We start from the raw sequence: 22,200 nt of genomic DNA on the forward strand, positions 1-22,200 counted from the left end.
ATGCCGCAATTTTTTATTCATCGCCCGATTTTTGCCTGGGTCATTGCCATCTTCATCGCTCTGGCCGGAATCATTGCGATTCCGCAATTGCCGATCGCACGTTTTCCTTCAATTGCACCACCCAGCGTCAGTATCAGCGCCAACTATCCGGGAGCAACACCAAAAACGCTGAACGATGCCGTTGTCAGCGTGATTGAACGCGAACTCTCAGGTGTTAAAAATCTGCTTTATTTTGAGTCCACTGCTGATAGTTCTGGCAGCGCACAGATCACCATCACTTTTAAACCCGGCACAGATCCGGCAATGGCGCAGGTCGATGTGCAAAACCGGATCAAAACGGTAGAACCTCGCCTACCGCAGGTCGTACGTCAGAATGGGCTCGGTGTGGAATCGGCCTCAGCGGGATTCCTGATGATCGTGGGGTTGAGCTCCAAAGAGGGTAATCTCAACGAGGCCGATCTGAGCGACTATTTCGCCCGTAACATCGTGGAGGAACTGCGCCGGATTGAGGGCGTTGGCAAAGTGCAGTTATTCGGCGCGGAAAAAGCGATGCGGATATGGATCGATCCGGCCAAGCTGCAATCTTACAATTTATCCATGAGTGACGTGACGACTGCAGTCGCACAACAAAACATTCAGATTGCGCCCGGAGCCATCGGAAGTTCACCGGCGATGACCGGGCAACGCGTCACCTTTCCGCTGGAAGCACATGGACAGTTAGAAACGCCGGCCCAGTTTGGCTCTATCGTTTTGCGCGCTAACGCTGATGGTAGCAAAGTGATGATTTCTGATGTCGCCAAAGTTGAACTCGGCGCGCAATCGTATAGCTTTTCAAATCGCGAAAACGGCAAAGTAGCAACAGCGGCTGCGGTTCAACTCTCGCCGGGAGCAAACGCGGTCAAAACCGCTAAAGCGGTACGCGCAAGAATGGCGGAACTGCAAAAGACGATGCCGGCAGCGATCAACTACTCCATTCCTTTTGATACGGCACCATTCGTTGAAATATCAATCGAAAAAGTGGTTAAAACCTTGCTTGAAGCAATGGTGCTGGTATTTCTGGTGATGTATTTATTCCTGCAAAAAGTGCGCTACACGCTGATCCCGGCGATAGTCGCCCCTATCGCATTGCTAGGTACATTTGCGCTGATGCTGTTGATTGGCTTCTCGATTAACGTACTGACGATGTTCGGCATGGTACTGGCTATCGGCATCATTGTGGATGATGCGATTGTTGTCGTAGAAAACGTTGAGCGATTAATGGCGACAGAAGGCTTATCGCCCAAAGAAGCAACCGCTAAAGCGATGAAGGAAATCAGCGGAGCAGTCGTCGGTATTACGTTGGTGCTGACTGCCGTCTTTATTCCGATGGCACTTGCCAGTGGTTCTGTGGGCTCGATCTACCGGCAGTTTTCAATGTCGATGGTGGTGTCGATTCTGTTCTCTGCATTTCTTGCACTGACCCTGACACCCGCGCTGTGCGCGACGATCCTGAAACCAATTAACGCTGATGCTCATGCAAGCACAGGCTTCTTCGGCTGGTTTAACCGCCAGTTCGAGCGCATGACCCGCGGCTATGCTGCATGGGTCGTGACTCTGCTGAAGCGAACCGGCAGAACCATGCTGATGTTCACCGCTATCGTTATTGCACTGGTGTTTTCATTTGGCCTGCTCCCCAGCTCATTTTTGCCGGAAGAAGATCAGGGATACTTCATGACCTCATTCCAGCTGCCTTCCGACGCAACGACGGAACGCACGCTGGATGTGGTGAAGGTCTTTGAAAAGCATGTCGCGTCCCGTCCGGGAATCGATGCGAATCAGTCTATCCTCGGATTCAGTTTCTCCGGTGCCGGAACCAATACGGCAATGGCCTTTACGATGTTAAAAGACTGGTCGCAAAGGAATGGCGCGACAGCGGCAGACGAACTAAGCCGGGCGCAACTTGCGATGTCCGGTATTACAGAAGGCACAGTCTTCAGCCTGATGCCACCGGCGATTGATGAACTCGGCACCTCTTCTGGCTTTACGCTACGCCTGCAGGATCGTTCAAACAAAGGCGAAGACGCTTTACATGATGCGCAAAATACCTTGTTGACGCTGGCATCACAAAGCCAATTGGTAACAGCCGTCTACCCGGATGGAGTGCAACCGGGCAGCAATGTCAGACTCGACATCAACCGAAAGAAAGCCGAAACACTGGGCGTATCGTTTACCAGTATCAGTGACACGTTGTCGACGGCAATGGGCTCCGCTTATGTCAATGACTTCGTGAATGCAGGACGTGTACAGCAAGTCATCGTTCAGGCAGACGCCAAATCACGGATGCAGCTTGATGACGTCTTGAAACTGTATGTACGTGGCAGCACCGGTCAGGTAGTGCCACTCGCAGAACTCGTCACGCCGGTCTGGGGCAAGGCCGCTCTTCAGTTAGTGCGATTTCAGGGCTATCCATCGGCGCGGATTTCAGGCAGTGCTGCACCTGGCATTTCCAGCGGCGATGCGATGAATGAAATGGAACGCCTTGCAGCGCAATTGCCACCCGGTTTTACTCTTGAGTGGGTTGGTCAATCCTTGCAGGAACGTCAGTCGGCATCGCAGGCACCTATGCTGATGGCACTTTCCATGCTGGTCGTTTTTTTGGTACTGGCCGCGTTGTATGAAAGTTGGTCGATTCCGCTGTCGGTCATGCTGGTTGTTCCGCTTGGCTTGATTGGTGCCGTTCTCGCAGTGTTGCTACGGGATTTACCAAACGATGTCTTCTTTAAAGTCGGGCTGATCACGATCATTGGTTTGTCAGCCAAAAATGCGATTCTGATTGTTGAATTTGCCAAGCAACTGGCCGGGCAAGGCATGAGCCTGTCTGATGCAGCGCTGCAAGCGGCGAGATTACGCTTACGGCCTATTCTGATGACCTCACTGGCATTCGGTCTGGGCGTGCTCCCGCTCGTTATTGCGACTGGCGCCAGTGCAGAGACTCAACACGCCATCAGTACCGGCGTACTCGGCGGCATGATCAGTGCAACTGTACTGGCGATCTTCTTCACACCCGTTTTCTTTGTGGTTGTACTGAGTACTGCGCAAAGAATAGCAAAGCGATTCCATAAAAAAACAGATGCTGACAAAACTGCCAGTTCTGCTCCGGTGATTGAAAGCTAATATGAAGTACATCATTTTTTCAGCATTAATTCTGGTACTGTCCGCCTGCTCGCTGACACCTGATCTGGTCAAGCCGGCAGCGCCGATACCGGATACCTACTCTACACAACAGCAAATGCAAGGCAAGAGCATCGCTGAAACCGGTTGGCGCCGTGTCTTTACTGACGCACAGTTGCAATATCTGATCCAACTCGCGTTGGAAAACAATCGTGATCTGCGCGTCGCAAGTCTGAACGTAGAAGCTGTGCGTGCACAATTTCAGATACAGAATAGCGCTCGTTTGCCAACAATAGATGCCACTGCCGGGAGTATCCGCCAACGTACCGCGATGACAGACAGTGCAGCAGCAAGCGTCAACACACAGCACACGGCAGGATTAACGATCACTGCTTTCGAGCTGGATTTTTTTGGCCGCGTGAAATCATTAAGCGATGCGGCATTCGCGAGATATCTGGCCAGCGAACAAGGGCAACGTTCCGCGAAAATATCGCTGATCGGCGCTGTGGCTGATGCTTATTACGAAGATCTGCTGGCGAGGCAACAACTCGATCTGACGGAAAAAACCTTAGCCGACTGGCGCACGTCACTGAAACTCACACGTAGCTTAAAAACGGCGGGGCAAGTCAGTAGTGCTGATGTGACAGTCGCCGAAGGGCAAGTCGCCAGCGCCGAGGCGGATTTATCGGAGCGGCAACGTCAGCTCAGCAAAACCCATAATGCATTGCGTTTGCTGACAGGCAGCGACTTTGTCCATAACAATGCGATATCTGACCGTTTTAGCGATAGCGCTTTACCGCCACAGATACCCGCAGGCCTTCCTTCCGACCTGTTAAGCTTGCGCCCGGACATCTTACAGGCGGAACAAAATCTGGTTGCAGCGAACGCCGACATAGGCAGTGCCAGAGCAGCTTTTTTTCCACGTATATCGCTGACGACCTCAGTCGGATACAGCAGCTCCTCGCTGAGCAATCTGTTTGGTGGCAATCAGCATGCATGGTCATTCGCACCGCAAATAACACAACCAATCTTTCAACATGGACGTCTGCGTTCGGAATTAAAGCTGGCCGAGATACGAAAATCATCCGCCGTTGCAGACTATGAACGCGCAATACAGACCGCATTCCGTGAGGTGGCAGACGCACTCGCGGGTCAAGCGACGTACGCCAGCCAGATCGAAGCGCAACAGCGTTTTTCTGACAGTGCCAGAAAAAATCTGGAGCTGACCCGTATCAGATATCACGCTGGACAAGACAACCGACTGCAATTACTGGATGCGCAACGGACGCTGTACACGGCTCAACGGTCGTTATTGGAACTCCGTAAGCAAGAATACAGCAATACCGTTGCGCTTTATAAATCCCTGGGTGGTGGCGTACTGGACGAATAATGAATGCATTTGATACCACTATTCAGATAGGCGAACATCAATCTGTTCCTGTTGAAACCTCGCTCGTTACCTTGGCCGACTGTCTCGCAGGATTAAGTGGCACGGTGCGCTTCCGTGCAATGCTGAAGTTATATGGACGGGCCGTCTTATGGTCAAACCTGACACATCAGTGGCTGCATTTATTGAATTCACATCAGCTATACAGCGATCTTGTCAGCGTCAGGCCAAGATTTATTCATAAGCCCTACCGTCCGTATATTTCGACACTATTGAATCACGATGCACGCTTTCAGGTTATACAGCAGCACTACGCATTTATCCTGGAACAAGGCTTACACGAAATGATCAGGAAAGCCTCCAGAGAACCTGTTGATCTGGCGTGCTTCACAGGAAAAACGGGAAACACCTACGGCATACACATGCGCGCGATTGATCCTATGGAACGCGAGGGGGAACTCGTACTGCAGTTATCACGAAATCAGGTATTGATTTACTCATGCGCATTCACTTTTTTCCGGGAAAGCGGATGCATGCATATTTATATTGGCTGCATACAAGGATCCCGCGAACAGAACGCCGTGCAGTTGATCCGCAGCAGCACGCGCGATATTTATGGCATGCGCCCTAAAAATTTACTGATCAGACTGGTTGAACAGGTGGGAATTCAATTCGGTTGCGACACCCTGCGCCTGGTTGCAAACACACACCGTGTTGTTCATCGATCGATTAAGCAGGGAAAGGTATTGTCCGACTACGATGCCCTGTGGTCTGAGATTGGCGCGACAAAACGGAAAGACGGCGATTACGAACTGATTTGCAAAAAAATATTGCCGCCAGATCTGACGCTGGTCCAGTCAAAAAAGCGTTCGGAAATCAAAAAACGCCACGACAACATGGTATGCATCGTTTCGGCCATCAAACAAAACTTAACTCTCTTACGCAAAACAGCCATGGTGATGTTGCCGAACAATATCGGCTGAGTAGTACAATTCCGGAAATTCATCTGGAATAAATATGACACTATTTCCGATCATCAAACGTTGCTTACTGACTTGCGCGCTTGCGCTGTTAAGTGCCTGCTCCACTTTTCATCCTTGGCAAAATGAAGTCGCGAAATCAGGCTCTGCCGTGGCACAACGAGAAGACCTGCTGGCAAACCGCCCCTCTATCGTCGCGGCGGTGACCTTATCCGGTGGCGGTGCCCGCGCTGCCGCTTTTGGTCTTGGCGTGATGCGAGAATTGAAGGACACCAGTTTTCTGTGGGAAGGTAAAAGAACGACGATACTCGATAAGGTCGGTCTGATCAGTGGCGTTTCCGGCGGCAGTATTCTGGCAACCTACTACGCCGCTTTTGGCGACGAAACATTCACTCGCTTTGAGTCTGAGTTTTTGCTGTCAAATTTTGAAAAAGGTCTGATTCAAACTGTATTTTCTCCCAGACAGATGTATCAGCTCGGCTCGCCGTGGTATGGCCGCAGTCATATTTTAGGTGAGCAGCTCGATCACCTGTACCGCGGTATGACTTTTGGCGATTTACAGAAGAAACAGCATGTCAATGAATTACTGGTCACCGCGACGGATCTGACAACGGGTGCTGGATTTGAATTTACACCGGAACAGTTTGCTTTGATTTGTTCCGATCTCGACAGTGTGCCGCTCTCTTTCGCCGTGGCATCCTCATCCGCAGTACCGATAGTGCTGACACCGCTGACCTTGCGCAATTACGCGAATAATTGTCCGGCACAGCCCGTCAACGCTTCCACTGAGAAAAAAAACGAGGATGAAGGCAATTACCGCTCACGCATACTGAAAGCTAACGAAGCCAGTTATAAAGACGCCGCAGCGCGTCCGTATTTGCATCTGGTCGATGGCGGGCTGACTGATAATCTGGGGGTAAGAGCAATGCTGGATCGCATCGTCGCGGAGGGCTCAGTACAGGAAAGTTTTCGTAAAGCCCCGCCCGGCTCGATACGACGCATGATTCTGATCTCGATTAATTCCGAGCGCGATTTAGGTGAAAAGATAGATCAGAGCGATAAAGTACCGACGACAGGACAAGTCGCAGACGCCTTGTTATTTGGCGTCGGTTCCCGTGATACCAAGATCACACTGGGAATGTTAAACGATGACGTTGCCCGCTGGAAGCGGGAAATTATCGAAAATCGAGGTAAAAAAGACAGCCCTTTTTCAGCCGACGCAGAATTGCATCTGATTAACGTCAGCCTGCGCGACATTAAAGATCGTCATTTGCGTCAGTCGCTGCTGCAAGTACCGACAGCATTCACGATTACGCCAGATTACGTTGAACAGCTACAAGCGGCCGGACGCGACGTGTTGCGGCAATCGCCGGAATTCCAACGCGCGTTGGAAAGCCTCAGACAATCTGAAGGCATACCGTGACGGCAATAAAACACTAGCCACCTCCATTCTCTCTGCATTTTCACGCTGTATTTAAGAGACATAGCAAAATCACCATCAAAGCTCAGCAAATATCGATATATCAAAACAACATATAAGCAAATAAATACTAAGTAGTTTGGAATAGAGCTGAATTTCATTACGATCCCATGTACTTAATGTGGGGCGACATGAATTTAACTTATATATTTTCCGGTTTTGCAGTTGGCACACTCGTCGGACTGACAGGGGTCGGTGGCGGCTCGTTAATGACGCCGCTGTTAACCCTGTTGTTTGGCGTCTCCCCTACTGTTGCGGTGGGCACCGACCTGGCATTTGCCTCAATTACCAAGGCCACCGGCACATTTACCCACCGCTTGCGCGGCACCGTGGAATGGCGCGTTGTGCGCCTGCTGTGCTTAGGTGCCTTGCCTGCAGCGATCCTGGCCACCTTCGGCCTCAAATATTTTGGCGGACTGAACAAAGAAATTGGCCAGGTCATCCGTTACTCTATCGCCGGCTCAGTATTATTGACTGTGATTGCTTTGCTATTCAAAAGCAAGATGCTGGCGTGGCTGAATGCGCATCCGGAAAAACAATTGCATGGGCACAAACTGGATGTCGCCACCATCTTTTCCGGTGCGCTGCTCGGCACGCTGGTCACCATTTCTTCCATCGGTGCAGGCGCCATCGGCGCAACCTTGTTGGTCATGCTGTATCCGCGAATGTCGTCAGCACATATTGCCGGGACAGATATCGCCTATGCCGTACCACTGACCGCAATTGCTGCGTTCGGACACTGGTGGCTGGGATCGATAGACTGGGCATTGCTGGGAGCATTGCTGATAGGTTCACTCCCTGGCATCACCATAGGTTCCCTCGCAGCGCGGGCAGTGCCGGAAAAATTGTTACGTGGCATACTCGCGACAACACTGACAATGGTTGCCGCTAAACTCATTCTGTAATTAATCAAAGCACTTTCAGACAGCGCGATCTAAAGCGTATTTTAAGGATAATCAAGATGTATCGTTACGACCAACACGATCACCAAATCATCAAAGAACGTATTGCGCAATATCGCGATCAGGTACGTCGCCGTCTCGCCAACGAATTGACAGAAGAAGAGTTCCTGCCTTTACGTTTGCAAAATGGGCTATATCATCAGCGCCACGCGTACATGCTGCGTATTGCCGTTCCGTATGGCATGCTGTCCTCCGAACAAATGCGCAAATTTGCGTTTATCGCTCGTAAGTATGATCGTGGCTATGGCCACTTCACAACACGTCAGAACATTCAGTTCAACTGGATTAATCTGGAAGACTCGCCTGCAATACTGGAGGAATTAGCCACAGTTGAAATGCACGCGATTCAAACTTCCGGTAACTGCATGCGCAATATTACGTCCGACGAATTTTCCGGTGTGGCAGCAGATGAGCTGATTGATCCTCGCCCCTATGCAGAAATTCTGCGTCAATGGACGACGTTCCATCCGGAATTTGCATACCTTCCACGTAAATTCAAAATCGCAATTAATGGTGCCAAAGAAGATCGTGCCGCGATTGCCGTGCATGACATCGGTCTGACTGTTGTCCACAATGATGCTGGTGAGATCGGCTTCAAAGTCATGGTTGGCGGTGGCATGGGGCGCACGCCTATCCTTGGCACCGTGATCCGTGATTTCCTGCCATGGCAGCATGTGATGACGTATCTGGAAGCGATACTGCGTATTTACAATCAATACGGCCGCCGCGACAACAAATATAAGGCACGCATCAAGATACTGGTAAAAGCCATCGGTGCAGATGTCTTTGCACAGCAAGTAGAAGAAGAATGGGCGCAAATTAAAGATGGTCCAGCGACCCTGACCGAGACTGAGTTCCGTCGCGTCGCTTCGTATTTCACTGTACCTGCTTATGCCAATCTGCCAGCAACAGACGCCGGATATGAACAGCATCAACAGGAAAATAAAGCATTCGCCAATTGGGTCAAACGTAATGTAAAACCGCATAAAGTCGCGGGTTACGCCAGCGTCGTTTTATCACTGAAAAAGCCCGGCGTTCCGCCTGGCGATGCGACGGCGGATCAGATGGACTTTGTGGCAGATCTGGCTGACCGGTACAGCTTTGGCGAACTGCGCGTCACGCATGAGCAGAATCTGGTATTGGCCGACGTGCAGCAATCAGCTCTGTTCGATTTATGGCAAGAAGCGAAAGCACATGGTCTGGCAACACCAAATATTGGCCTGCTGACAGACATGATCTGCTGCCCGGGCGGTGATTTCTGCTCCCTGGCAAATGCCAAATCGATTCCTATCGCTCTCGATATCACGGATCGTTTCAGCGACCTTGACTACCTGCATGATATCGGCGATCTTGAATTGAATATGTCCGGTTGCATCAACGCCTGTGGTCATCATCATGTTGGCAATATCGGTATCCTCGGCGTCGATAAAGATGGCAGCGAGTGGTATCAGGTATCCATCGGTGGCGCCCAGGGCAATAATGCAGCGATAGGTAAAATCATCGGGCCATCGTTCTCTGCTGGGCAAATGCCGGAAGTGATTGACCGTATCATTCAGGTGTATATCCGTGACCGCGTTGATAACGAGCGATTCATAGATACTGCACAACGTCTGGGCATCACGCCATTCAAAGATTTTGTGTATGCGACACCGATCAAGACAACCGAACACTATGGTGAAGACGCTGGCTCTCCGGTGGCTTATTAAACTGCGATAGAAGAAAGTAGATGATGCAAGAAATTATCAAAGACAAAGCCATCGTTCAGGATGACTGGACAGTATTGCGGCTGACAGAAAACGAAACACCGGATGCCGTCGATGTACCTGCCGGTAAAATCATAGTACCGCTCAAAGTCTGGCTGTTACAACGAAATACGCTGGAAAAGCGCACCGATATTGGGGTATGGTTTTCCAGTGATGAGCAGGCAAAAGATTTAGAGAGCGACATTGCCCGCTTCAGCTTACTCGCGATTGATTTTCCTAAATTCTCTGATGGGCGCGGTTATTCGATCGCCTACAATCTGCGTTCACGCTTTGGCTTTAGCGGTGAATTGCGCGCCATCGGCGATGTGCTGCGTGACCAGTTGTTCTACATGCAGCGCGTCGGCTTCAATGCCTTTGCCGTACGTGCAGACAAAAATATCCATGATGCGATCAAAGGGCTGACCGATTTCTCTGAAAAATATCAGACTTCATGGGATGAGAAATATCCCTTGTTCCGTCGTGCTGAACGTACCGGAGTTGCCAAATGAGTGATTTTGACGCACGTCTGGCCGCAACCAAAGCAACGCTGGAAGAAATTGCGGCTGAATTTACGCCGGCAGTTTTCGCATCGAGTCTGGCAGCAGAAGACATGGTGCTGACCGATCTCATTTTGCGCAATAAGCTCAACATCAGTATATTTTCTCTGGAAACCGGTCGCCTGCACGCAGAAACACTGGGGATGCTGGATACGGTTAAAAATACTTACGGTACTGCGATCACACTATTCAAGCCGGAGACCGCAGCCGTTGACGCTTATGTCCAGCAACACGGCTTGAATGCATTTTATGACAGCGTGGAAATGCGTAAAGAATGCTGCCGTATTCGTAAAGTCGAACCGCTGAATCGTGCGCTTGCAGGAAACAAAGCCTGGGTAACCGGACAACGCCGTGCACAGGCAGCCACCCGTACCGAACTAGAGGTACAGGAAGAGGATGCTGCCCACGCTATGCAGAAATTCAATCCGCTCGCAGACTGGTCAGAGGAAGATGTCTGGCACTATATCCGCAGCAATCAGGTGCCCTACAATCCTTTGCATGACAAAGGTTATCCTTCGATCGGGTGCGAGCCTTGCACACGTGCAATACAGCCGGGTGAAGATGTCCGCGCAGGTCGCTGGTGGTGGGAAAATCCTGAATCAAAAGAATGTGGTTTGCATGTCGTCGATGGCAAACTGATCCGCATAAAATCGGCAAGCTAATCAAGCAAACGAGCAAGCGGGCTAAAACTGCAGACCCTGAGTTTACAAAGAAACGAGAAGTGATCATGAATACTGTCGTCGAACACCATTTTATTGATGCTGCGAGTAATCGTCATCTGGACTGGCTGGAATCTGAAGCCATCCACATCATGCGCGAAGTCGCTGCTGAGTGCAGTAACCCTGCGCTCTTATTTTCCGGTGGCAAAGACTCCATCGTCTTACTGCGTCTGGCGGAAAAAGCATTCCGCCCGGGTAAATTTCCGTTTCCGCTGGTGCATATCGATACTGGCCATAACTTCCCTGAAGTGATTGCCTTTCGCGACAAACGCGTCGCTGAACTCGGCGAGCGGTTGATCGTTGGTTCGGTCGAAGACTCCATCAAGCGTGGCACCGTGCGCTTGCGCAATCCAGCAACTGATTCACGCAACGCGGCACAGGCAGTAACACTGCTGGAAACGATCGCTGAACACAAATTCGACGCCTGCATTGGTGGCGCCCGCCGCGATGAAGAAAAAGCGCGTGCGAAAGAACGCATTTTTTCTTTCCGTGATGAGTTCGGTCAATGGAACCCGAAAGCGCAGCGCCCTGAATTATGGGATTTGTATAACACGCGCGTACATCCGGGTGAAAACATGCGCGTCTTCCCGATTTCAAACTGGACCGAGCTCGACGTCTGGCAATACATCGCGCGTGAAAAACTCGAACTGCCGCAAATATATTTCGCCCACGAACGCCAGGTCATTCCGCGTAACGGCTTGCTGGTGCCGCTGACCGATCTGACGCCGCCGCGTGAAGGCGAAACCGTAGAAACACAGATCGTGCGTTTCCGTACCGTCGGCGATATTTCCTGCACCTGCCCGGTCTCGTCCGATGCCGCGACAGTCGAAGCGATTATTGCGGAAACAGCGATCACACAAATTACCGAACGCGGCGCAACCCGCATGGATGACCAGACATCAGAAGCATCGATGGAAAAACGTAAAAAAGAAGGATATTTCTAATGAGTGCCGTTGAACAAATAAACGCCAATGTCAATAAAGAACGCGGCTTGTTACGTTTCATCACGGCAGGTTCAGTTGATGACGGCAAAAGTACTTTAATCGGTCGCCTGCTGTTTGACAGCAAAGGGATTTTTGCAGATCAGCTCGATGCAATTTCCCGCGCCAAACATAAGCGCACAGTGGGAGATACGATAGACCTTTCTTTGCTGACGGATGGCTTGGAAGCAGAACGCGAACAAGGCATTACGATTGATGTCGCCTACCGTTATTTCGCAACCCCTAAACGTAAATTCATCATCGCGGACACACCGGGCCACGAGCAATACACTCGTAACATGGTGACAGGTGCGTCGACGGCAGATGCCGTCATTATTCTGGTCGATGTCTCGAAAGTGAAGCTGAATGCGGATGGCAGCGTTGATCTGCTGGTGCAAACCAAACGCCATTCAACGATCGCGCATTTACTCAAGATTGAACATGTGATCGTTGCGGTCAATAAAATGGATCTGGTCAACTATGATCAGAGCGTCTATGACCGCATCGTCGCCGAATACAAGAAATTCGCAACACAGTTAGGGCTGACCGATATTCATGCAGTGCCTTTGTCCGCACTGGCAGGTGATAACGTAGTCACGGCGACCGATAAAATGCCCTGGTATCAGGGGCCAACACTGATTGACCTGCTGGAATCACTCAGCGTCTACGATGCCAGCCACGATGAACCGTTCCGTTTTCCCGTGCAACTGGTGGCACGTCACAACGGCCATGAAGCAAACGACTTCCGCGGTTATATGGGTCGCATAGAAGCAGGTAAAGTCAGCAAAGGCGATAAACTGATCGTTCAACCTGGCGGCCAGACTGGCACAGTCAAAGACATCCTGACGCTGGATGGCTCACTGGATACCGCAGTTGTGGGCCAGTCGGTGACGATACTGTTGAATGAATATCTGGATATTTCCCGCGGCGACATGCTGGCCGGTGCGGATCGCCCGGCGACGCTGCTAAAAACAGTTAAAGCAGATTTATGCTGGCTGTCAGAAGATGCACTGGATGTTCGTCGCAAATACTGGCTCAAACATACAACCCGGCAAGTTTCTGCCAGAGTGACTGCAGTCGATACGCTGCTCGACATCAATACACAACAACGTCACCCGGCTGACAGTCTGAAACTCAACGATATTGCGACGGTCTCCATCAATGTTCAGCAAGCGTTGGCTGCCGATGCCTATGATGATTTACGTTCGACTGGCGCATTCATTCTGATTGATGAAGTAACGCACCAGACGGTCGCCGCTGGCATGATACGTCTGGAAGCTTAACGCTATGACTGCGCCATACGGTAAGGTCTATCTGATTGGTGCGGGACCGGGTGCCGCTGACCTGATCACGGTTCGCGGTGCACGCCTGCTGGCGAGCGCAGATGTCGTGCTGTATGACGCTTTAGTCACCAGTGAAATGCTGGAACTATGCCAGCAAGCAGTCAAAATCCCCGTTGGAAAACGCAGTGGTCAGCGTTCAGCTGCACAGGAACATATCAACCAGCAACTGGTTGAGTGTGCCAGTAAATACGCGCTGGTTGTACGCCTGAAAGGTGGTGATCCGATGCTGTTTGGACGTGCGGACGAAGAGCTGACCGCATTAGAATCAGCAGGGATTTCATACGACATTGTTCCGGGCATAACAACAGCGTTAGCCGCTGCAGCCAGCGTCCGGCAACCGCTGACCAAACGTGGAGTTGCACGCAGTGTCGCCTTATTCACCTCAAGCACGGCGCCGGGAGAAACGGCAGATACCCGCATTCCTGAATGCGACACCTTGGTTCAGTATATGGGTGGCCGCGAGGCGATGCTGACTGCACAACGTATGCTGGATGCAAATTTCCCAGCCAGTTTACCTGTCGTCATCGTTGAAAACTGCAGCCGGGAAAATGAGCGTCAACTATCACTAAACCTTGGTGAGTTAGCCCTTGGATTGCCGACCTGCAGTGGCCCTGTGCTGGTCATGATGGGAGAAGCCATGCGCCCCCGCAAACCTCTGCAATAAATTCGCTAACCGCGATATGCCGGCAACGCCAGCCGTGTTGCTTATCGTTGCCTGAGGCAATAATCGCGGATCGCATTCAGCACGGTTTCATCCTCGCCGACTGCTGTTGCCAACCTCAATTCAAGTGCAGGATATTCGCCGCGTAACTGATCCAGCAATACAGGCAAGTCGCGTAAGACGTGGCCGCCCTGCCCCAGAAAAATCGGTGTTACCGTGATATTGCGAATCCCTTCTTGTGTGAGGCGGCGCACAAGTTCAGGTAAAGCTGGTGACATGAATTCTAAAAAAGCCAGCTCCACACTGATATCCGGAGAGGCTTCCTGGGTCATTTTTTGTAAGCGCTGAAACGGACCAGCCCAGCGTGGATCGCGGGCGCCATGCGCGAATAGTATCAATGCCGACGTTTTACTCATCAGTTTCTTTCAACATAGCGCAAGCCTGCCAGCGCCAACCCTAAAAATAAAATACTCGGCACCAGCGCAGTCACGGCCGCAGGCCAGGTATTCAATAAACCGATATGTGAAAATAAGCTGTTAATCAGGTAAAACACCATGCCTATCATGATGCCACTGAAAATTTTCAGGCTGATACCACCGCTGCGCACGTGCAGATACGCAAATGGCAGCGCTAAGGCCATCATCACCAGTGTTGCAAACGGATAGGTCACTTTCTTCCAGAACGCAATTTCGTAGCGCTCACTATCTTGCTTATTGTCGTTCAAGTGCTGCGTATATGCAGCCAGATCGACCGCCGACATACGATCAGGATCGGCAAACAAGACAGAAAGTATGTCAGGTGTCACCTCAGAAACAACGTCGCGACTACTTAATGCCTGACTCTTAACGTTGGCAATATCTTCGGCAGATAAAGTTCTGGGAAATGAAGTCTCGATCACGTCAGACAAGCGCCAGACGTTCTTGCCCTGATACTCCGCACTTTTAGCAGTAACTTCACGGGCGAGATGAAAGTTTTTATCAAACTCAAACATCTTCACGTCTTTCAATTGGCGATTAGGCAGAATTTCTCGGACATTCAGAAAGCGCGAGCCGATCACTTCACCGCTCAGACCATTTTCACGAATCAGATCCTTGGTCCACAGGCCAGTTCTGAATTGCTGCGTTTCTGAAGCACCGATGGCCGTCAGTTTGATGCGCTCAGCTAACTTGGTCGAATAAGGCGCAATCACCTCGCCAAACAAAAAGGTCAGCGCGACGAACACCAGGCCAATTTTGATTAGGATCGTTCCTGCCATCACCGTTGACATACTCGCTGCACGCATGATGGTGAATTCAGAATTCGATGCAAACTGCGCCAGTACATAAATCGTTCCGATCAAAACTGCAATCGGCATAAATTCATAGATGTACCCGGGCATACCAAGAGTCACATACAAAAGTGCGTGTTGCAAACGATATCCACCTTTATTCACTGATGGCAATTCACTCATCAGATCAAAAAAGGAAAACAAGGCAAGCAAGGCAACCATCACAAACAGCACGGCACGCACAATCTCTACCGAGAAATATTTTTGCAGGATTCTCATGCGACGCTTTCTTTCTCTTTGCTACGTAAACAAGCTTTACCTCTGGACCACAACACCAGAGGATGCCAGCGGTGATTGACTTCGATACGCCAGAAGAACAACACAAATGTCATCATGATCGCAATCAGATGCACGGGCCACCAAGCAATAGAAAATTCGATACGCCCCTGTGACACCATCGCCTGAAAAATATTGACGACGTTCAGATAAATAATCACTACCAACAAGGCAACAATTAAATTTGCTGAGCGCCCCACGCGAGGATTCACATACCCCAGAGGAATCGCTAACAACATCAAGGCCATACACATCAGCGGCAATGAAATCCGCCATAAAAATTCTGCTTTTTTATTCGCATCCGGCTTGTCGAGCAAGATAGTCAGCGGCATCGATTTTGCGGACTGATCACCGACAATAGTGCCGTTCTGACTGGAAACAAGGACGCCATATTTTTCGAACTGCATCATCTGAAAATCAGGCGCTGTAGGCAAACCATCGTAACGGCGTCCCTGACTCATCACCAGAAATTTATCGCCATATTTATCGATCTCTATCATGCCTTCTTTGGCGACAACCACACTCGATTTTCCATCGCGGACGGTATTGATAAAAATATTTTGCACCTTACTCAGATCACCGGCGACTTCTTCGACGAAAAACACACGATCCGAAGACGATGATTCCTGAAACTTACCGGGCGAGACTTTGGCAATGTCCGAGCGTTTATCATAACGTTCACGAAACTCCACACTTTGCTGGTTCGCCCATGGTGTCACGATAAAACTGAGCAAGCCTGTCAATACTATCCACGGCATACCAAAACGTAAGACGGGGCCTATCCATTGGCGCAAACTCAGTCCTGAGGCAAACCAGACCACCATTTCAGAATCCTGATATGCCCTTGTCACTACCAACAGCACCGAGATAAACCCGGTCAGGATCAACAGAATCGGCATATTCATCAGCGAGGTAAAGGCGATCAGGGCAAGTACATCACCAGATGCAACTTTTCCACCGGCTGCTTGTCCGAGTATTTTGATGAGCATCACCGTAATCGTGATGACGAAGAGTGTTGCAAAGACGGCGCCTGCGGCACTGAGTAATTCGCGTCTGAGCGAGCGTTGAAAAATCATGGGAGGGATTATAATGCCTGTTTTACGAGACTTACCAAGAGGAGTAATAAGTGGACTTTAGCATAAAAACAATCGACGCAAAAAGTGCCTCAACTGCCTACAAGGCGGTGAAGACTGCCTGTATCGTCGTCGGCGTATTCGAAAATAAAAAACTGTCTGCCGCAGCTGCAAATCTGGACAAGCAAGGCGTCATCGCTGCAGCATTGAAATCCGGTGATATCAGCGGCAAACCGGGTTCCTCATTATTGCTCCGCAACGTTGCAGAAACGACAGCGGAACGAGTGTTACTTGTTGGTCTCGGTGAAGCAGCCGATACTGTTTCAGAAAAAGCGTTTCAGCAAGCGGCGCAAGCTGCGGCTCGCAGTTTAGCAAACCTTGGTGCAAATGATGTCGTTATTGCGCTGCCGGAAGTAAAAGATCGTGATATTTCATGGTCTGTGCGCACAACCGTTCTGGCTTTCCGCGAAAGCACTTTCCGTACTGATGGATTGAAAAGCAAAAAAGACACGGCGACTACTGGCGTCAAAAAAATCGCGATTGCTGTCAATGCCACACAAGCTGCCGCAGCCAAAACTGCATTATCACAAAGCGAAGCAATGGCAAACGGTATGGATCTGACCAAAGAACTGGGCAATCTTCCACCGAACATCTGCACACCGACCTATCTGGCGACCACTGCCAGAAAAATTGCGACCGATTATAAAATGGTTGCAGAAATACTGGACCGCAAACAGATTCAGGCGCTCAAAATGGGCAGCTTCTTGTCGGTCACCAACGGCACGGTTGAGCCACCTAAATTTATCGTACTGAAACACAATGGCGGCAAAGTCAAAGACGCGCCAGTTGTGCTCGTAGGTAAAGGCATCACGTTTGATTCCGGCGGTATTTCCCTGAAACCCGGCGCAGGCATGGATGAAATGAAATACGATATGGGCGGTTCTGCGTCCGTACTCGGCACGATGCGCGCCATTGGTGAGATGAACCTGAAACTGAATGTGATCGCCATTATCCCGACCTGCGAAAACATGCCTTCCGGTAGTGCCACCCGTCCTGGTGATATCGTCACGTCCATGTCTGGTCAGACGATTGAAATCCTGAATACCGATGCCGAAGGCCGTCTGATTTTATGTGATGCGCTGACTTATGCTGAGCGTTTCAAACCAGCGGCGGTAATTGACGTCGCCACACTGACTGGTGCCTGTGTTACTGCACTTGGTCACCATAATTCAGGCTTATTCACACGTCACGATGATGCGCATGACAAGCTGGCGGCTGAATTGCTGGCAGCCGGTAAGCAAACCGGAGACACCGCGTGGCGTATGCCGATTGAGGAAGCCTATAACGAGCAACTGAAATCAAATTTTGCCGATATGGCCAATATCGGTGGCCCGGCTGGTGGCAGCATTACAGCAGCCTGCTTCCTGGAGCGCTTCACCCGTAAATATACCTGGGCGCATCTGGACATCGCTGGTACGGCTTGGAAATCTGGCGCGGCAAAAGGTTCTACCGGACGTCCTGTGCCTTTACTAACAACGTTCCTGATCAATCGCGCAGCCTGATGAGATAATCACTCACTGTTTGCGTTCCGCTTGAAATACGGACAGGCCGTGCTCTGAATCCAATCCAGAGTACGGCTTTCTTTTTTATTTATATAAAGTGCCATGAAACTAACTACCTGGAATGTGAATTCCCTGAAAGTCAGATTACCTCAGGTCTTGCAATGGCTGGAAACCAATCCTGTCGATGTGCTGTGCATACAGGAAACCAAACTGACAGACGATAAGTTTCCGCAGGCAGAAATTGAAGCCGCCGGTTATCACGTTGCCTACACAGGGCAAAAGACGTATAACGGCGTGGCAATTTTATCCAGACATCCGATGTCGGATATACAGAAAAACAATCCTCAGTTTGAAGATGAGCAGCAAAGAATCATTGCCGCGACGATACAGGGCATGCGAATTATCTGCTCCTATGTGCCGAATGGTCAGGCGCTGGATTCGGATAAATTTCAGTACAAACTGAAATGGCTGGCGTCACTGAAAAACTGGGTGGGCGAAGAATTGCAGCGTTATCCTGAACTCGCTTTGCTCGGTGATTACAATATTGCCCCGGAAGATCGTGATGTACATGACCCAGCAGCGTGGGAAGGCATGAATCTGGTCTCACCAGAAGAACGTGCAGCACTACAAGCCTTACTGAACTTAGGACTAACGGATAGCTTCAGACAATTTGATCAGCCGGAAAAATCATACAGCTGGTGGGACTATCGCGCGCTGGGATTCAGATTGAACAAAGGTCTGCGCATCGACCATATTTTGTTATCAAAACCGCTGGCTCTGCGCTGTACCGCATGTACCATCGACAGAATTCCGCGTAAATGGGAGCAACCATCCGATCATGCGCCAGTGGTTGCCACCCTTAGTTAATTAAGATTAGTTTAGTTTAGAACGGTTTATTCGTCATAATCCAGCTTTGGGGTACGGGAATACGCAGCCCCCTTAGTCACTAATGCAGGGCGCACGGCAGCGTGGCTCTGCTCCATACGAAACGCGGACATCGCCGTTTTCAACAAATTTGCCTGCTCCTCAAGAGATCCGGCTGCTGCCGCCGCCTGTTCAACCAGTGCCGCATTTTGTTGCGTCGCTTCATCCATATTTGCCAGAGCCAGATTGACTTGCTGAATGCCATCGCTTTGCTCAGCAGATGCAGACGTAATTTCAGAGATAATCGCCGCAACCTGATCAACAGCAGAGACTATCCTGATCATCGATTCACCTGCTTTATCAACCAGTTCTGAGCCCTCGGTAACTTTACTGACCGAATCGTCAATCAGGCTTTTTATTTCCTGCGCTGCTGCCGCGCTACGTTGGGCAAGCGTACGGACTTCGCTGGCGACAACGGCAAATCCACGCCCTTGCTCTCCCGCACGAGCGGCTTCCACCGCTGCATTGAGTGCCAGAATATTCGTTTGGAACGCAATCCCTTCAATCACGCTGATAATATCGACAATCTTGCGGGAACTCTCGGAGATTCCCTGCATGGTAGTGACGACACGGCTGACAACTTCGCCCCCTTGCGTTGCGACATCGGATGCATTCACCGCCATGCGATTAGCTTCCCGCGCATTGTCGGCGTTATTTTTAACTGCGGCGGTTAATTCCTCCATGCTCGCTGAAGTTTCTTCGAGTGAAGATGCCTGTTGCTCAGTGCGCCCGGATAAATCCATGTTACCAGTCGCTATTTCAGTCGCGCCGACAGTAATGGATTCGGTCGCCTTACGGACGTCAACCACCATGACGCGTAATTGCTCAAGAAAGCGGTTAAAAGCGTCCGCCGTTTGAGCAACCTCGTCTTCTCCCTCGACCTCAATTTTGCGACTCAGATCACCACCACCGGCGGCGATATCCGACATTGCATCACGCACGCGCTGCAAACCAGCCATCATGCGACCAACCAACCATGCGGATAGTGGCACCATTACGCCTAACAACACGGCAAGAACCCCCGCAGCAATCATCAGCAACTGATCTAACGAAGCGAGAGCTTTGTTCTTATCCACCACCAGCCCGAGGTACATATCGGAACCACTGATAGGCTGCAAGAACAAAAAGTTCGTTTTACCGGCAATCTCGACCTGCGTTGGATCAGTTCTCTTCGACAGGCTGCTCAAATTATCCAGATTCAATTCGGCGGCAATATCTTTCGCTGGCTTTAACACTTTTGTCTGGTCAGCGTGTGCCAGAACCTGTCCCGACTTGTCCAGTAAAAACGCATAGCCATCGCCCGCCAGTTTAATGGTCAAAATCTGCTCAACAATTTTTGTCAGGAAAACATCTGCTGCAACGACGCCAGCCTCGCCACCATTCACAGGTGCCGCAAATGAAATCATTAAGCCCGGAGGATTAACTCCCATATAAGCAGATGTGACAATCGGCTTTTTTGCCTCCATCGCCGCTCTGTACCATGGGCGCACCGTTGGATCGTAGCCAGCCGGAGGGGGATTCGCAGGAAAATTCGTAAATGTCTTATCGGGTTGCCCGAGATATACACTTAAAAAATTACCGCCACGGCTGACCATTTTTAAACTTGCCTGCAAGTCGTTACCTTCCGCCAGGCCTTTAGATAAACTATCGACCATCGAGGTGTTGACCTGAATCCAGTTACTCAGAACACCGTTGTAGCTAGAGGCGACGCTACGAATTTCATTACTCAGATCGTTCTCGATTTGTGCCTTCATCCTGAGGTAGCTGCCGATGGTCAGCACCGCTGTACACAGCGTCACAAGCAAGGCAATGACGACAATAAGTCTGGTTTTAAGTGACTTCATCTGACGTACTCCATTCATGATCAAACAAGAAACAATATTTCGGATAGCAAACGGATCAGATAAATCCGCCACATAACTTGATTAATCTTACTCTTCAAGTATTGAAACGATTAGAATTTTCCAGAAGAAACTGTTGTTCGTATTGTCAAAGAATGTTAAGACTCAGGGTCGTTAAAATAGCTATTCCCCCTCAAAATTACTTACTCCACTTATTTTATGAACATCACTTCAACTGACAGGCTGGTCATCAGACTATTTGAGACAAGCGATGCCGCCTTCGTGCTGGAATTGCTCAACGATCCGAGCTGGATCAAAAATATTGGCGACCGCGGCATACGCAACCTCGATCAGGCCAGAGACTGGATATTGGCGAAACCTCTCGAAAGCCAGTCCAGATGTGGCTTTGGTTTTTATGTAGTGACACTTAAAGATTCGCATGTCGCAATAGGCATCTGCGGCCTGATCAAACGCGAGACGCTGAAAGATGTTGATATCGGCTACGCATTTTTACCTCGCTATAGCGGACAAGGCTATGCCATAGAAGCGGCAAGAGCGACGATGATACACGCTGAGCAGGATTTAGGCTTAACAAAACTGGCTGCTATTACATCGCCAGACAATGTCAAATCAAACAGTTTGCTCAAAAAAATGGGATTCGTTTTAGAAGAAGTACTGGTACTTCCGGGGGAGGAACGAGAAACAAATTTATATGCTTATCGTTTCCCCGCTTTGGAATAACTATTTATTGACTTGCTGATTACAAAAAGCGATCCAGAATTTTCCGGCTGAGTTTATCAACACCGAACATATCGCGAATTAAAAACTGGATGCCATGATTATCCGTAATCAACAACGACGTGCTACCGATACGGCGAATATCTTCGTCGCCTTTCAACACAAATGCCGTATCACCGCGGTCAGTACGAACCGTCCACGTACACGGTAAGGCAAAACTGGAGACATCCAGAATCTGTTGAATTTCAGGCATAAACTCACGCCCTTCAAGCTCCGCCAAAACCAGCGCTCTTGTGCTATCGGACAAATCGGATAACTGGTCTATCCACGCGACCTCGCGCCCATCCCCCATAACCATAGAAATGCTCATCAATGGTGACTGAATCGGAAATGCCCGCACTGGACTGACATCTTCAAATACCTCACCATCGCTGCTGGTCAGGATGAGTTTTCCAAAAGCGTTGCGTTGTAACTCGAATTTACTCGTAACCATGCTGA

The 22,200-nt window shown here is 50.1% G+C and carries 19 protein-coding genes; 14 read left to right on the plus strand and 5 right to left on the minus strand.

Annotated features, from left to right (window positions below):
• From H8K29_RS15105 to cobA, 11 genes are all read left to right on the plus strand, one after another.
• Positions 1-3,153, plus strand: coding sequence for an efflux RND transporter permease subunit (locus tag H8K29_RS15105; protein ID WP_186898246.1), 3,153 nt, complete (start codon positions 1-3; stop codon positions 3,151-3,153).
• 1 nt (position 3,154) lies between these two features.
• Complete coding sequence (locus H8K29_RS15110; protein WP_186898247.1) at positions 3,155-4,540, plus strand: efflux transporter outer membrane subunit; 1,386 nt, start codon at positions 3,155-3,157, stop codon at positions 4,538-4,540.
• Positions 4,540-5,520, plus strand: a complete 981-nt coding sequence (locus tag H8K29_RS15115; protein ID WP_186898248.1) for a DUF535 family protein — start codon at positions 4,540-4,542, stop codon at positions 5,518-5,520. Before H8K29_RS15110 ends, H8K29_RS15115 begins: the two co-directional genes overlap by 1 nt.
• A 34-nt stretch (positions 5,521-5,554) precedes the next feature.
• Positions 5,555-6,940, plus strand: coding sequence for a patatin-like phospholipase family protein (locus H8K29_RS15120; RefSeq protein WP_186898249.1), 1,386 nt, complete (start codon positions 5,555-5,557; stop codon positions 6,938-6,940).
• A gap of 188 nt (positions 6,941-7,128) precedes the next feature.
• Positions 7,129-7,902, plus strand: coding sequence for a sulfite exporter TauE/SafE family protein (locus H8K29_RS15125; RefSeq protein ID WP_186898250.1), 774 nt, complete (start codon positions 7,129-7,131; stop codon positions 7,900-7,902).
• Positions 7,903-7,958: 56 nt separating this feature from the next.
• A complete protein-coding gene (locus H8K29_RS15130) occupies positions 7,959-9,665 on the plus strand; it encodes a nitrite/sulfite reductase (protein WP_186898251.1) in 1,707 nt (568 codons plus the stop codon).
• 23 nt (positions 9,666-9,688) lie between these two features.
• A complete protein-coding gene (locus tag H8K29_RS15135; RefSeq protein ID WP_186898291.1) occupies positions 9,689-10,210 on the plus strand; it encodes a DUF934 domain-containing protein in 522 nt (173 codons plus the stop codon).
• Positions 10,207-10,920, plus strand: coding sequence for a phosphoadenylyl-sulfate reductase (locus tag H8K29_RS15140; protein ID WP_186898252.1), 714 nt, complete (start codon positions 10,207-10,209; stop codon positions 10,918-10,920). The genes H8K29_RS15135 and H8K29_RS15140 overlap by 4 nt, the downstream gene beginning before the upstream one ends.
• A gap of 65 nt (positions 10,921-10,985) precedes the next feature.
• Positions 10,986-11,921 carry a sulfate adenylyltransferase subunit CysD gene (cysD, locus tag H8K29_RS15145; protein ID WP_186898253.1) on the plus strand — a complete coding sequence of 312 codons (936 nt, stop codon included), beginning with the start codon at positions 10,986-10,988 and terminating at the stop codon, positions 11,919-11,921.
• Positions 11,921-13,240 carry a sulfate adenylyltransferase subunit 1 gene (locus H8K29_RS15150; protein WP_186898254.1) on the plus strand — a complete coding sequence of 440 codons (1,320 nt, stop codon included), beginning with the start codon at positions 11,921-11,923 and terminating at the stop codon, positions 13,238-13,240. Before cysD ends, H8K29_RS15150 begins: the two co-directional genes overlap by 1 nt.
• A gap of 4 nt (positions 13,241-13,244) precedes the next feature.
• Positions 13,245-13,964, plus strand: a complete 720-nt coding sequence (gene cobA / locus H8K29_RS15155) for a uroporphyrinogen-III C-methyltransferase (RefSeq protein WP_186898255.1) — start codon at positions 13,245-13,247, stop codon at positions 13,962-13,964.
• Between the two features lie 41 nt (positions 13,965-14,005).
• Here cobA and H8K29_RS15160 read toward each other — a convergent pair whose 3' ends face one another.
• Genes H8K29_RS15160 through lptF form a run of 3 tightly spaced genes read right to left on the minus strand, consistent with a single transcriptional unit; the run spans position 14,006 to position 16,640 of the window.
• The gene (locus tag H8K29_RS15160; protein ID WP_186898256.1) at positions 14,006-14,377 is read right to left on the minus strand and encodes a sirohydrochlorin chelatase; all 372 of its coding nucleotides are present in this window, start codon (positions 14,375-14,377) and stop codon (positions 14,006-14,008) included.
• Positions 14,377-15,507, minus strand: a complete 1,131-nt coding sequence (gene lptG, locus H8K29_RS15165; protein WP_186898257.1) for an LPS export ABC transporter permease LptG — start codon at positions 15,505-15,507, stop codon at positions 14,377-14,379. Before lptG ends, H8K29_RS15160 begins: the two co-directional genes overlap by 1 nt.
• The gene (gene lptF / locus H8K29_RS15170) at positions 15,504-16,640 is read right to left on the minus strand and encodes an LPS export ABC transporter permease LptF (RefSeq protein ID WP_186898258.1); all 1,137 of its coding nucleotides are present in this window, start codon (positions 16,638-16,640) and stop codon (positions 15,504-15,506) included. Before lptF ends, lptG begins: the two co-directional genes overlap by 4 nt.
• A gap of 50 nt (positions 16,641-16,690) precedes the next feature.
• Here lptF and H8K29_RS15175 point away from each other — a divergent pair, with 50 nt between their 5' ends.
• Complete coding sequence (locus H8K29_RS15175) at positions 16,691-18,199, plus strand: leucyl aminopeptidase (RefSeq protein WP_186898259.1); 1,509 nt, start codon at positions 16,691-16,693, stop codon at positions 18,197-18,199.
• A gap of 102 nt (positions 18,200-18,301) precedes the next feature.
• On the plus strand, positions 18,302-19,066 hold the full coding sequence (gene xth, locus H8K29_RS15180; protein ID WP_186898260.1) for an exodeoxyribonuclease III: 765 nt from the start codon (positions 18,302-18,304) through the stop codon (positions 19,064-19,066).
• 26 nt (positions 19,067-19,092) lie between these two features.
• On the opposite strand, the gene H8K29_RS18145 is transcribed toward xth, so the two are convergent.
• On the minus strand, positions 19,093-20,967 hold the full coding sequence (locus H8K29_RS18145; RefSeq protein ID WP_186898261.1) for a methyl-accepting chemotaxis protein: 1,875 nt from the start codon (positions 20,965-20,967) through the stop codon (positions 19,093-19,095).
• A 216-nt stretch (positions 20,968-21,183) separates the two neighbouring features.
• Here H8K29_RS18145 and H8K29_RS15190 point away from each other — a divergent pair, with 216 nt between their 5' ends.
• Positions 21,184-21,705 carry a GNAT family N-acetyltransferase gene (locus H8K29_RS15190; protein WP_186898262.1) on the plus strand — a complete coding sequence of 174 codons (522 nt, stop codon included), beginning with the start codon at positions 21,184-21,186 and terminating at the stop codon, positions 21,703-21,705.
• A gap of 19 nt (positions 21,706-21,724) precedes the next feature.
• Here the strand turns inward: H8K29_RS15190 and H8K29_RS15195 are convergent, their stop codons facing one another.
• Positions 21,725-22,195, minus strand: a complete 471-nt coding sequence (locus H8K29_RS15195) for a DUF1854 domain-containing protein (RefSeq protein WP_186885658.1) — start codon at positions 22,193-22,195, stop codon at positions 21,725-21,727.
• Positions 22,196-22,200: the final 5 nt, after the last annotated feature.

Origin of the sequence: Undibacterium sp. CY21W (genome assembly GCF_014284265.1) — a bacterium.
GTDB classification, from domain to species: Bacteria; Pseudomonadota; Gammaproteobacteria; order Burkholderiales; family Burkholderiaceae_D; genus Undibacterium; species Undibacterium aquatile.

Bases quoted from the DNA above. Each gene is read 5' to 3' on its own strand.
- H8K29_RS15105 (WP_186898246.1), top strand. From the start codon at position 1: ATGCCGCAATTTTTTATTCATCGCCCGATTTTTGCCTGGGTCATTGCC.
- H8K29_RS15110 (WP_186898247.1), top strand. From the start codon at position 3,155: ATGAAGTACATCATTTTTTCAGCATTAATTCTGGTACTGTCCGCCTGC.
- H8K29_RS15115 (WP_186898248.1), top strand. From the start codon at position 4,540: ATGAATGCATTTGATACCACTATTCAGATAGGCGAACATCAATCTGTT.
- H8K29_RS15120 (WP_186898249.1), top strand. From the start codon at position 5,555: ATGACACTATTTCCGATCATCAAACGTTGCTTACTGACTTGCGCGCTT.
- H8K29_RS15125 (WP_186898250.1), top strand. From the start codon at position 7,129: ATGAATTTAACTTATATATTTTCCGGTTTTGCAGTTGGCACACTCGTC.
- H8K29_RS15130 (WP_186898251.1), top strand. From the start codon at position 7,959: ATGTATCGTTACGACCAACACGATCACCAAATCATCAAAGAACGTATT.
- H8K29_RS15135 (WP_186898291.1), top strand. From the start codon at position 9,689: ATGCAAGAAATTATCAAAGACAAAGCCATCGTTCAGGATGACTGGACA.
- H8K29_RS15140 (WP_186898252.1), top strand. From the start codon at position 10,207: ATGAGTGATTTTGACGCACGTCTGGCCGCAACCAAAGCAACGCTGGAA.
- cysD (WP_186898253.1), top strand. From the start codon at position 10,986: ATGAATACTGTCGTCGAACACCATTTTATTGATGCTGCGAGTAATCGT.
- H8K29_RS15150 (WP_186898254.1), top strand. From the start codon at position 11,921: ATGAGTGCCGTTGAACAAATAAACGCCAATGTCAATAAAGAACGCGGC.
- cobA (WP_186898255.1), top strand. From the start codon at position 13,245: ATGACTGCGCCATACGGTAAGGTCTATCTGATTGGTGCGGGACCGGGT.
- H8K29_RS15160 (WP_186898256.1), bottom strand. From the start codon at position 14,377: ATGAGTAAAACGTCGGCATTGATACTATTCGCGCATGGCGCCCGCGAT.
- lptG (WP_186898257.1), bottom strand. From the start codon at position 15,507: ATGAGAATCCTGCAAAAATATTTCTCGGTAGAGATTGTGCGTGCCGTG.
- lptF (WP_186898258.1), bottom strand. From the start codon at position 16,640: ATGATTTTTCAACGCTCGCTCAGACGCGAATTACTCAGTGCCGCAGGC.
- xth (WP_186898260.1), top strand. From the start codon at position 18,302: ATGAAACTAACTACCTGGAATGTGAATTCCCTGAAAGTCAGATTACCT.
- H8K29_RS18145 (WP_186898261.1), bottom strand. From the start codon at position 20,967: ATGAAGTCACTTAAAACCAGACTTATTGTCGTCATTGCCTTGCTTGTG.
- H8K29_RS15190 (WP_186898262.1), top strand. From the start codon at position 21,184: ATGAACATCACTTCAACTGACAGGCTGGTCATCAGACTATTTGAGACA.
- H8K29_RS15195 (WP_186885658.1), bottom strand. From the start codon at position 22,195: ATGGTTACGAGTAAATTCGAGTTACAACGCAACGCTTTTGGAAAACTC.